Source organism: Staphylococcus agnetis (genome assembly GCF_002901865.1).
Taxonomy (GTDB): Bacteria; Bacillota; Bacilli; order Staphylococcales; family Staphylococcaceae; genus Staphylococcus; species Staphylococcus agnetis.
Genome location: NZ_PPQF01000008.1, coordinates 101,603 through 112,614, shown reverse-complemented (window position 1 = coordinate 112,614; position 11,012 = coordinate 101,603). Strand labels below are relative to the sequence as shown.

16 protein-coding genes are annotated in these 11,012 nt (G+C 32.0%); 2 read left to right on the top strand and 14 right to left on the bottom strand.

Annotated features, from left to right (window positions below; all coding sequences use genetic code 11):
* Nucleotides 1-141 precede the first annotated feature (141 nt).
* The 14 genes from CD172_RS01540 to CD172_RS01480 all read right to left on the bottom strand — a co-directional run bounded on the left by CD172_RS01540 (nucleotide 142) and on the right by CD172_RS01480 (nucleotide 8,871).
* Nucleotides 142-624, bottom strand: coding sequence for a terminase small subunit (locus CD172_RS01540; RefSeq protein WP_103345259.1), 483 nt, complete (start codon nucleotides 622-624; stop codon nucleotides 142-144).
* Nucleotides 621-965 carry a sigma-70 RNA polymerase sigma factor region 4 domain-containing protein gene (locus CD172_RS01535; protein ID WP_103345258.1) on the bottom strand — a complete coding sequence of 115 codons (345 nt, stop codon included), beginning with the start codon at nucleotides 963-965 and terminating at the stop codon, nucleotides 621-623. The genes CD172_RS01540 and CD172_RS01535 overlap by 4 nt, the downstream gene beginning before the upstream one ends.
* Nucleotides 966-967: 2 nt before the next feature.
* The gene (locus CD172_RS01530) at nucleotides 968-1,495 is read right to left on the bottom strand and encodes a spore coat protein (protein ID WP_103345257.1); all 528 of its coding nucleotides are present in this window, start codon (nucleotides 1,493-1,495) and stop codon (nucleotides 968-970) included.
* Nucleotides 1,496-1,547: 52 nt separating this feature from the next.
* The gene (locus CD172_RS12655) at nucleotides 1,548-1,724 is read right to left on the bottom strand and encodes a hypothetical protein (RefSeq protein ID WP_165805581.1); all 177 of its coding nucleotides are present in this window, start codon (nucleotides 1,722-1,724) and stop codon (nucleotides 1,548-1,550) included.
* The gene (locus tag CD172_RS01525; RefSeq protein WP_103345256.1) at nucleotides 1,724-2,302 is read right to left on the bottom strand and encodes a coiled-coil domain-containing protein; all 579 of its coding nucleotides are present in this window, start codon (nucleotides 2,300-2,302) and stop codon (nucleotides 1,724-1,726) included. The genes CD172_RS12655 and CD172_RS01525 overlap by 1 nt, the downstream gene beginning before the upstream one ends.
* A 34-nt stretch (nucleotides 2,303-2,336) precedes the next feature.
* Nucleotides 2,337-2,681: a pathogenicity island protein gene (locus tag CD172_RS01520; protein ID WP_103345255.1), complete on the bottom strand. Its 345-nt coding sequence runs from the start codon at nucleotides 2,679-2,681 to the stop codon at nucleotides 2,337-2,339.
* Between the two features lie 834 nt (nucleotides 2,682-3,515).
* Nucleotides 3,516-4,157, bottom strand: coding sequence for a pathogenicity island protein (locus CD172_RS01515; protein WP_103345254.1), 642 nt, complete (start codon nucleotides 4,155-4,157; stop codon nucleotides 3,516-3,518).
* 1 nt (nucleotide 4,158) lies between these two features.
* Nucleotides 4,159-4,677: a GNAT family N-acetyltransferase gene (locus CD172_RS01510; RefSeq protein WP_103345253.1), complete on the bottom strand. Its 519-nt coding sequence runs from the start codon at nucleotides 4,675-4,677 to the stop codon at nucleotides 4,159-4,161.
* 310 nt (nucleotides 4,678-4,987) lie between these two features.
* Nucleotides 4,988-6,697 carry a DUF927 domain-containing protein gene (locus CD172_RS01505; RefSeq protein ID WP_103345252.1) on the bottom strand — a complete coding sequence of 570 codons (1,710 nt, stop codon included), beginning with the start codon at nucleotides 6,695-6,697 and terminating at the stop codon, nucleotides 4,988-4,990.
* Between the two features lie 13 nt (nucleotides 6,698-6,710).
* Entirely contained in the window at nucleotides 6,711-7,595 is an 885-nt protein-coding gene (locus CD172_RS01500; RefSeq protein WP_103345251.1) for a primase alpha helix C-terminal domain-containing protein, read from the bottom strand.
* 58 nt (nucleotides 7,596-7,653) lie between these two features.
* Nucleotides 7,654-7,950: a type II toxin-antitoxin system toxin TscT gene (gene tscT, locus CD172_RS01495; protein ID WP_103345250.1), complete on the bottom strand. Its 297-nt coding sequence runs from the start codon at nucleotides 7,948-7,950 to the stop codon at nucleotides 7,654-7,656.
* Nucleotides 7,950-8,153, bottom strand: a complete 204-nt coding sequence (locus CD172_RS01490) for a TscA family type II toxin-antitoxin system antitoxin (RefSeq protein WP_103345249.1) — start codon at nucleotides 8,151-8,153, stop codon at nucleotides 7,950-7,952. The genes tscT and CD172_RS01490 overlap by 1 nt, the downstream gene beginning before the upstream one ends.
* Nucleotides 8,154-8,340: 187 nt before the next feature.
* Complete coding sequence (locus CD172_RS01485) at nucleotides 8,341-8,601, bottom strand: MerR family transcriptional regulator (RefSeq protein WP_103345248.1); 261 nt, start codon at nucleotides 8,599-8,601, stop codon at nucleotides 8,341-8,343.
* Between the two features lie 42 nt (nucleotides 8,602-8,643).
* On the bottom strand, nucleotides 8,644-8,871 hold the full coding sequence (locus CD172_RS01480) for a helix-turn-helix transcriptional regulator (RefSeq protein ID WP_103345247.1): 228 nt from the start codon (nucleotides 8,869-8,871) through the stop codon (nucleotides 8,644-8,646).
* A 117-nt stretch (nucleotides 8,872-8,988) separates the two neighbouring features.
* On the opposite strand from CD172_RS01480, the gene CD172_RS01475 reads away from it, so the two are divergent.
* Both CD172_RS01475 and CD172_RS01470 read left to right on the top strand, forming a co-directional pair.
* Entirely contained in the window at nucleotides 8,989-9,774 is a 786-nt protein-coding gene (locus CD172_RS01475) for a helix-turn-helix domain-containing protein (protein ID WP_103345246.1), read from the top strand.
* 84 nt (nucleotides 9,775-9,858) lie between these two features.
* Complete coding sequence (locus tag CD172_RS01470; RefSeq protein ID WP_103345245.1) at nucleotides 9,859-10,995, top strand: site-specific integrase; 1,137 nt, start codon at nucleotides 9,859-9,861, stop codon at nucleotides 10,993-10,995.
* Nucleotides 10,996-11,012: the final 17 nt, after the last annotated feature.

Here is an 11,012-nt window from a genome sequence, read left to right as displayed (position 1 = left end):
CTCTAAAGCACTACTTACAAAGTTGCATAATATTACAAATAAAGGGTCGCTCATTTATACTATGATATTGTATAAACATTTACAATAGACTTTATTAGTAATTTTCCATCATATCATTAAAATCACTAATATTAAGTATTTTTAACTATCAACAGATGATATATCATCAACAAATTCTGGTGTCACAAGACTCACATCTAATTTATCTGTAAACAAGCTGTGGTATTTACCTAACATATCCCTTGCTTTTAAACGATCACTTGGCTTGATTGGCACTTCGATAAGCTCTACATGTTCATTATAAACGAGGTTCATACGTCCAGTGTCTGGGTTCTTTTCAAATGAACTTCGTTTTACCACCACTTCTTTTGTTTCAGTCTCATCACCAACTGCCGCATTGGTTAAAAGATGTAATAGCTCTTTAGCAGTTAAAATACTGTCGTCCATTACTTTGTCCTGTTGACTTTTGATGTATTCATCGACCTTTTCATTACGTAATAATCTACTTCCCGTCACATGCGCTGAATTTGGCGCATATCCTGCCTTTATAGCGCTTTGCGTGATGTTTAGTGTCTTAATATACTCATTCACGAAACGGACTTGTCTGGGTGTTAATTCACTCATTCTATCACCTCCATCATTTTATCTAATAATTTTCCAAACAATTGTCTGACTGATTCTGTGGAACACTCTAAGACTTGGCTAATATCTTTGTAACTCCGTCCATGTAATAAGGCATCGAAGATATAGAACTCTTTATCTGATGCCACTTGGTCAACTAACATCTCTAAGTGATTCTTTAGAATGTGATCATCTACATTATCAGTTTCTATCCATTCGTTTGTAACCGTATTGCCAACGTTAAAGAAGTCATCAGTGTTGAAATCATCATCTTTTAGTGTGTCATCATTATCAATTTGTTTATGATAGCGAAATATGAAGTCTTTTATGTGCTGCTTATCCATAGTTACACCACTTTTAACATGGGTTTCTTATGATACTCATTCACACGTTCACGCTTACTATTTTCAATCATCATATCCCTTTGTTTTTGACGCGCTATACGTTGTTTAATGTTGAGGTGGTATAAATCGACCTGTAGTCGTTCAATCACGTTATAGGGCTTATATCGACCATTAGAACGCATGTATCTTACAACTTGTTTCTTTTCTTTTTCAGAATATTGATTAAGGACAGACTTTAATATCTCCATATTACGCATAGAACGTTTTTTATAATTTACTAAGCCAGCTTTCGCCTCAATAATTTTAATAGCCAACTTTTCAATAGGATAAGAGATGGACACAACGCCAAATATTTCATCACACGTTGTCGTAGACGTATTCATATGATACATACTCTCGATTTGATACTCACACATCTGAATTTTCTTGTTAATAAACACTGGGTTAAATTGTGTTAATAGTTGATATTCGGATAGCTTATTGCCATTATTACGATAATATAAAACGTTCTTAGATTTACTCAGTTTCATTTATCCACCCCACTACTTAATAAAGCCAAACCAATTAAGGCTTGGCTTTTGTCTATTTGTTTTTTCTAATATTTACTTCATCAGCTAAATCTGAAATAGTTGGAACATCTCTTACGTTTCTTTTTTCCTCATCGTTCACATCTTCTTTAAGCGCTTCTAAAATTGATAAGCGTTGGTTTTCATCTAATTCAGCATTATTTATTGATTCTAATGTTTTACTAAATTGCATTATTTCTCAACCTCCAATTTTTGGTGCTCATTGAAACGAATTGATTTTGTATTAATAAGAAAGTTATTGAGGTAAAGTACAATCACTTCGCCATATCGTTGTCTAAATAAATCATCTTTTTTCATTTCATTTTGATCTATCAAGGAATCGAACTTAAGCATATCTTTTCGATATTCTTCATTCACATTGTTGATTTTATCAATAACATTATTAAACTGCTCGATTGTATCTTCTAACTCGCGTGCTAAACCTTGTGCTTCATCTTGATATAATTCAGGAATATTCTTCCTATTCAACAATAAGTCTATGAGTTTTTCTCGTTTAATGCTGTTAAATAATTCCTTTTTAGTTTCGAACCTTTTAATATCTTTTGCTTTCTCATCTTCTAATTTAGAAATCTTATTAAACGTCTTATCAGCTTCATTATCGTTGCCAACTTTTATGTACTCTTTATATTTGGAAGATAGATCTTCAATAGTCTTTGTAGTATCTTCAATTTTAGATTCTAAATTATTAATTTCTTCTTTGTAGCCTTTTATTTCATCGGAATATTTTTCAAATAAATGATTTGATTTCATTTATGTTAACCTCTTTCATTTCATAATTATCATGTTACACTTCAATATCTTCTAGGGCTTTTAAACGGTTCTGACTGCCCTCAATTAAACCTTTAATACTTTTGATAGCTTCTACCTTATCGGCTTGTGTTTTGATGATGTAATAGCCCCTAGCGTCTTTTTTATAGCTATATCCGATAGGATAATGATAATTAATGATTAAGCTTGTAATGACTTGTGTTAACCATCTATTGTTAGCCTTATTGACTTCATATCCCAATTGATTAAGCAGCTTTGTTTTAGTAATATATTTATTAGACGTATTTCTTATCACATTGAGTACTTGGCGGTGTTCATTCGGTAAGTTGTACGTCTTTTCTTTCACTTCAAATTCGCTCATTGTCTCACCACACTTCCTATTATTTCCTTACTCTAATTATACCAATTTTACACCTTGAAATCAAACTTATGTTCGCTATAAACCGCATTATATCAGTTGTTTAGCAACATTTCGCATTCCTATTAAAACAATTATAAAAAAGCTTTTTTGTAGTAAAATGTAGTAATTAGTACAGAACTTAAGTTCTCATTTTTTACACGAACAAAATACGAACAACAAAACTTTTGCCCTCTTCAAAAAATAACGAACATTAACATATTTTATCTCTTTCAAATTTCGTATACCTTATTACTTTTATCAATTTCAAAAAACACTTACCTTTAGTTTTCTTTATTGACGAAATTCTTCGTACCTATCTAAAATCGCACTATTTTACAACCTACGGAAAAACTTGAGGCTTTTACTTCTAATTGATTCAATTGCCCCTACCTATCCTTTTTCTCACCATTTTGTAACCTTGGTATAAACTTGGTATTTTTTCAGAAACCTTTGTATAACCTTTGTATAAAACATTGTTTTATTTCTACCTGAAACATTCTATTCCTCGCCCTTTTTAATCTTGTTTACCTTCCTTAAACCTTTCCTATTTCTTTGTTCTCAGAGGCTGCTCATCTTTGGGCTTTAAAAGCTAATACCTTTACATAAACTTATCATTTTCAAAACTATAAAATAGCTTAGTATCAACGTTATATAATTTTTTTAATTCCTCTCGCCTCTCAAATTTAAATTCTTCGCACCTTTGGGAAACCTTTGGGTTTTAAACTGCTATACCTTGCACAAACCTTGCCGTTGTTTTATAAGGAGCCACATAATACACGCGACTCCCTCATAACATTATTTACTCAAACTATAGTAAGACGATTTTAGATCATTCAATTTACGTTCTAACGCTTTGTAATCCTCTTTTGTAGCCTTTTCATCTTGTACAAATTCCGTTACTAATTTAAGCCCCTCAACAAGCTCATGTGCGGGTTCATTTATTCCTGTAGCCAACTGATACAACACTACAATATTGCCTATCACATCAGCATTACTAGATTGAACCCCTTCTAACTCCTCAACATTCACTCCACCTTCCATGTACTCAAACATGTCCGTGTTATTACTTTCGACAAAGGTTTCTAATCCATACATGAAATACTCATCTTCAAATAGACTTTTAGCCATCATATCGCTTATAGAAAGCGTTGTACCGTCATGTAGTTCATATCCTGTATAATGCCCCTCTATACTTCTTATAAGCCCCTCTGTATGCTTAGGAGATGCTAATTTAAACGATTGTCTTACTTTGCAATCTTTAATGTATACATGACCAAACAATTTACCTCTCATAACGATATAAACTACATCAAAAGGATCGTTGTAAATTTTAAAAGCGAAATTGTTATCTCTACTACTTTCTAATAAACCTGTATAGTACCTTAATAACGTACCTGCTCGTGTTTCAAATTGATTTGCGATAATTTCTATGTTCATATCATATAACCTGCCTTTTAATCATTAAGTTTTCTTTTGCGTCACCAATACAACCATAACTTTCAAATCCAAACTTTTTAAAATAATAGGTATTACTTTGATTTTCCGTCCACAAGCAAACGTCACATTGTATTTCATCAGCTATCGTTAAAACTTCTTCTAACAACATCTTCCCATAGCCTTTTTTAAGAGAATTTAAATTATCTATTTCGACCATCCAATTACTCTTAAAATGTTGTTTAAATTTGATATTAGGCTTCCTGATGTTAAATTTAATCATTCCTTTAAAATCTTTAGTGAATAGTAAAAAATTTCCACTGTCACAATATAAATAGTATTTCTTATGAAGTTGAACAACCTTTTTTACAAACGTCAATTGTGGTTCAGAAGGTGCAAGAAATACACTTAAACAAGCACCTTTTATCACTTCATCTTGATTCGATTTAACATGTTTTCTAAATGCTGAACTGTTACTTAATGCTTTAAAAAGTTGATGACCTTGTTCTGTAATTGTTGTCATTTTTGACCTCCATATTTTATAAGTGGGAACTAGTACCCGTTGAGTTCCCAAATCCAAACACTTACCGGGAACTAGTTGAACCCTTGATACATAAGCTTTAAATAAACTTAGTTCCCGTTGTGCCCGCTAAAAGTTTTCCGTCATATAGTTTAAAAAACCAAATATCCTTTGTTTTTTCAAACAATAAATAAGATTATTATCTAGTGGGAACTTCGGGAACTATAAACATTAATTGCTTGTAGTTATAGTGATTCCAGAGTTCCCGACTGCACATTTTTAACGGGAACATCACGGGAACTTTGGGAACCAGTTAATAATCTGAATAAGGATGATTTGAATTCGAAAAATCAAAACCCAACTCTTCAAGTATTTCTTTTTTTATAGCAAATCCTCTGTTTTTAACATTTTTATAACTGACCTTTTTTTGCAAACGATCTTTCTCGCCTTTAATTAAATAACCTTTTTTATCCCATTGTCCTGTAATAGTCTGCATTTCATGACCTAATTTATCGTGTACAGTCTCACCTAATATGCACAAGAAGTCACGCTTATATATAGCTTTGAGGTCACCATGTTTAACTTGGTCATAACCTTCACCAGCAATGTTATTTCTATTCGCATCCAAATACTGCAATATTTCTTCCAGTAGCTGCTTGGGTTTGTCTATAGTTTTATTATTTTCAACCATACTCTTATAGGCTTGGTCGATTATTTTAAAGTGATCATGTTCAAAACCGTCAATGTCATTAAGTATTTCGCCAGTAATTTGTAATAAGGCAAAAGCTCGTCCTAAACGTTTCATGATTTCATTAGTCCCTTTTTCATTGAAATACTGCAGTGAACTTTCAAACGCCTTTTTATAAGACTCTTTTTTGAGTTCATATTGTTTTATAAACGTCATACCTAATGTGCCATAGTTTTCTCTAAAAGCTTTATCTAGGGCTATAAAATCAAAATCGTCTGGGTAAGGCTGGTCTTGCAATGTAATGACACGAGCTGACACACCAGCTTTTTCATCTGCCATATTCGCTATAGATGCTTCACCTGTTGACAATAAGATATTTCGCCATTCTTTCTTTTCGTTTATGGTTAAATTCTTATTACTGCGTCCTTTGCTTTCACCACTTGAGAAATTATAAACAGTATCAGTCACCATATAAGGAGATGTATTTCGTGTATCATCTTTAAACACTGGAAATGAATTCAAAAATGATGCCATTGCCTCAATACTATTTTTTGTAGAACCCCATGAAGTGACAAGTTCACTTGTCCCCCAAACACTTGATACTAAATTCAACGTAAAAGTCTTACCTGTAGAAGTACTCCCAGATATTTCTACTATGAACGGAGGTAATCCAAATTCACGTAATAAAACGGATCCTAATGACGCATATAACATCACCATAACCATTGGTAAATCTTTAATTTTCTGAAATACTTTTTCAGAATAATCTTGTAGAGTCCCTTTACTAGAAAACGAATTAATCAACTTTTGAAATCCTTTATCGTTATTAAATAATTTCACATTGCTGTTTTTCATTTCCTCTTGATAAGGATAAATAAAATATTGCTTAACATGGCCTAGTCGTGTCGCTACTTTAACATTAATTGGAGGGTTATAACGCTTAACTTTATTGATATAATCTATAAGTTTAATTGAAGTCGAAGATGTCACATCGAGCTTTCTATTAACCAACTTTAACAGTTGACGGTGATCTGATATTTCTTCAGCACTAACACTTAAATTTACTGGATATTTGTTATCGTAAAATTTCATATTAAAACTAACTTCATTACTTTCGATATCTTCAAATCGTTCAGTAATCATTGGTATTGTACTTGTAATAAAGACTTTTTTGTCAGGTTCTCCCTCTTTTTTGCTTGGAATAATCTGATACAATGCCACACCATATTGATGATGTTCAACTTCATATCCTTTAGGTATGATTTCTTGAGATATTTCATCACTTTTTTCAAGTGCTTCAATATCTTTAAAGACGTCATTTTTAGTTACTTCCATATGAGACCCCTTTCTACATGTTATGGTGCTTTTTTAAAATCGATTTAAACGTTTTATTGACTTCACTTTGTTTTATAGGGGGATTACAGGTCATCGCCCAAGCACTCACAAGGCCATACGCTAAATTTGCGTCAACATAACGTCGTAATAAATGACCTATAATTGATGCTAGAGACTGGTTCCGATAGCCTTCACCTACACCCCATGCAATATCACGCCAATATTCTGAACCTCGTTTGTTATATACAACATTGATGTTCTGAGATTCGGCCTCAGTTGCAGCGAGAGGGTATTTCGCAAGACAACTGTCCAATTGTTCACGTGTGATAAATGGTGCGTCATTGATATACCAGTGAAATGGCGCATCTTTGCTACTAATTACGGGTAATGCCGATAATTGGATAGGGTCTAAGCATGATTCATCAATCACTTCCCCGATATACCTCGATAATGCCCCAGCATACTTTGTATACTCATCAGGCTCTAAGATATCGTCTACAGGAATAAGCAAACGAAATCTTGGGCGTAATGACTGATCATTTTCATCATGAACATCACGATGTCTATATGTGCTATATATGAAGTAAGCAAAGTGTCTCATCTTGTTTTTGACGTTATCGAGAAATCGGTTCATATCGTCGATATCATCATAATCCAATGAAAACACTTGTCGATACATCACATTTTCTTTTAAACGACGGTGTGATATACCTTCACTGTCAGCAACATCACCGTATATGGCTATCTTATTAGCGTATTTATCATGGCTGACAACTGGACGAGTTAAAAACTCGCACCAGTCAGACCACATAATATTTTTTGCATTTTCTGTTCCTTTAGATGTTAAACTTTGATATAATAAAATCATAAGTTCATCATCGTGTTTTAAATCAAACATGGTATTTATAACTCCTTTCAATAGTGTTTAGTCACTAAACGCTTTTGTGTTATTATTTCTATGCGTTATCAGTTCTGTCGCCAAACTTCGCTGATGACGCTTTTTCTATTTGTTCAATCTCTTTAATAAGATCATCAAATCTTTTCATATAAACCATCAATAAATCTAAAATATGATTATTATGAATGCGATGCTCTTTATACTTAAACCCGTATTCTTTTAAGTCTGAATGAGATGAAATATCATCCAGTACATAATTCCCATCTACAAACCATGTGTGTACTGTTGTAATGTCATCTAGTTTCTCTTTTACAATTTCAATTTCACTAATGATGTTTTTTAACTCCCAATTCATTACTCTTTCTCCCCTTCAAAATCAATATTATTTTCAATCATTTCCATAACTACCTCACAAACAAATTGTAAATGTTGCTCTCTGTTGTACACTTCAATCCATTCTTTACCGTCTTGAGAAACTTTGTGTTCAAATTCTGAACGAGGATCATTAACAGTTGATTCTAGAATTTCATAAATCTCTTTAAATAAATTATTTTCCATACTTGAATACCTCCATATTTTTTAGTCCTTCAATTCCTAGCAAAGTCAACACACAGTAAAAATATGCTGCTATTGCTAAATGAAAATCCAATGTGCTTAGTAAAAAGTAAGCGAGTAATACCATCAATAAAATATTCTTCATATTAACCTCCATAATAGGTTTGATTTCTCACGCGTTGCAGGCGTTTCAATTCTTCATTTGTTCAATTACATCTTCAATGTCATGACGGTCATAGCGAATAGTTTTACCGATTTTAACTTTCCGTAAGCCATTCATTTCCCATTCAGTTATAACTTTATGAGTCACGTTGTACTCTTCCATAACTTCTTTTTGAATGAGATATCGCTTACGTGATTGCTTAACTTTTTCCAAAGCTAATTTTTCAGCGATATTAACTATGCTATTGACTAACTGCTGACTAGCTTGATCACTTAGAAATGGTTGCATTATAATCACCTAACTTTTTATCTCATTTTGAGATATTATCAATTAAATAAAAAAGACTTCTTTATTTATATTAAGATACTCTGAAATTATTTTAATTTCATAATCATGAAATGAATAAATGCCTTTTTCTTTTAACTCGTATTGTCTTCTATCTATTCCTATTAACTGAGCCATATATGTAGTAGACAATTCTCTTTTCAATCTTTCTTCCCTCAACTTTTGTTTAGGCTTTATATATTTTTGTTTTAGTTCATTCTTTTTGGTAACCATTTTCTCACCTCCTGAACAGATTATCTCATAATGAGATATTTTAATCAACAAAAAATATTGCAAATTGAGATATTTTTCTTAATGTGTTATTATTTGGGAGAATGGAGGCGATTTAATATGTCAGAATTACCCACACATTACGGAACTATTATTAAAAAATTAAGAAAATATATGAAGTTAACTCAAGTCGAGATGAGTAGACTAACCGGATTTAGCCAAAACACCATATCAAATCATGAAAACGGCAAAAGAAATATAGGCGTTAATGAAATTGAAAATTACAGTAAAGGATTAGGTATACCAAGTTACGTTATACATCGGATATCTGATGAACTTAAAGAAAAAGGTTATAGTCCTACCTTAAATGATTTTTCTAAGTTCGATAAAATTTATAATTATGTCAAAAAAGCTTACTATAACGAAAGTGATATATACTTTTCGTCCTACGATTTATATGATGAAACTATAAAAATATTAGAATTATTAAATGAGTCAAAAATTGATATTAGCAGAATAAGTTACGAATACGTTTTAGACTTATATAAACAAATTTTGTCAGGTGGTTTAAATACTTCAATAGCAAATTATGAAACTTTGGCAAAAAGGAAGAGATTAAACGAGCAAGAGGGTATAGTTACATTCGAAGAAATAACTGAATTCCACGAGAAATATATATCATTAATGTTTAAAAATTTAGATAGTCACGAGGATAGAAAAAAAGCATTAAAAGAAATAGAATCACTAAAGAAAGAAGCTATAAATTTAGGTGAAAGGTTACAGCTTGTTCCTAACTATCATTATGATGCTATTAAGGGAGAACCAATGTATAAAACGTACTTAAATGTATATCCAGATAGATTAGAAGATCATAAGAATTTTATTCTTGAAAAAGAAAATAATTAATCATCACGCCACAAGGTAGCCATTCCTTAACGGCGTGTCAATCCAATCTCACGCGTTGCAGGCAAATAGAAAGGATTGATTTATATGATTAAGAAATACAAGAAGAAAGACGGTTCTACTGCCTATATGTTTGTTGCATATTTAGGGACTGATCCAATTACGGGTAAACAAAAGAGAACTACTAGACGAGGCTTTAAGACTGAAAGAGAAGCTAAAATTGCAGAGGCAAAACTTCAAACAGAGGTAAGCCAAAACGGCTTTCTAAACAACGATATAACGACGTTTAAAGAAGTATATGAGCTATGGCTTGAACAGTATCAAAACACCGTAAGAGAAAGTACATATCAACGTGTTTTAACTTTATTTGATACAGCTATATTAGAACATTTCAAAGATATACCTATTAAGAAAATAACCGTGCCATACTGCCAAAAAGTTATTAATAAATGGAACAAAAAGTACTCTGATATTAAAGCTATACGAATATACACATCTAATGTGTTTAAATATGCCGTAAGCCTTAAGATAATCGCTGATAATCCATTTACACATACAAAAGCACCTAGAAAAAAAGAAACGCAACAAGACGCGTCTATGAAGTATTATTCAAGTGATGAATTGAAACAGTTTTTAACTTTTGTTGAAGATGACCCATTATATTATGCTATTTTTCGAACATTAGCTTTTACTGGCTTTAGACGTGGGGAATTAATGGCTTTAACATGGAACGATATTGACTTTACTAAACAAACCATATCTATCAATAAAACTTGTGCAAGAGGGTCAAATTATAAACTGGTAATACAAGAACCTAAAACTAAATCATCTTATAGAACAATAAGTATTGATGATAAAACTGCAAGTGTATTGAAATCATGGCGCACTTATCAAAGAGTGGAGTCTCTTAAATATGGTCACAATACCTCTGATAAACATCAACATGTTTTTACTACTATACGTGATAATAAACCGCTATACCCCGAGCATTGCAATAAAGCATTAGACTTAATTTGTGAGAAGAATAATTTTAAGAGGATTAAAGTTCATGGGTTTAGACACACTCATTGTTCTCTTTTATTTGAGGCTGGTCTATCTATTCAAGAAGTACAAGATAGATTAGGTCACGGAGACATTAAAACAACTATGGATATTTACGCTCACGTAACTGAAAAACAACGTGATCAAGTGGCTGAAAAATTCGCAAAATACATCAATTTTTAAGCATAACGTATTCAAAA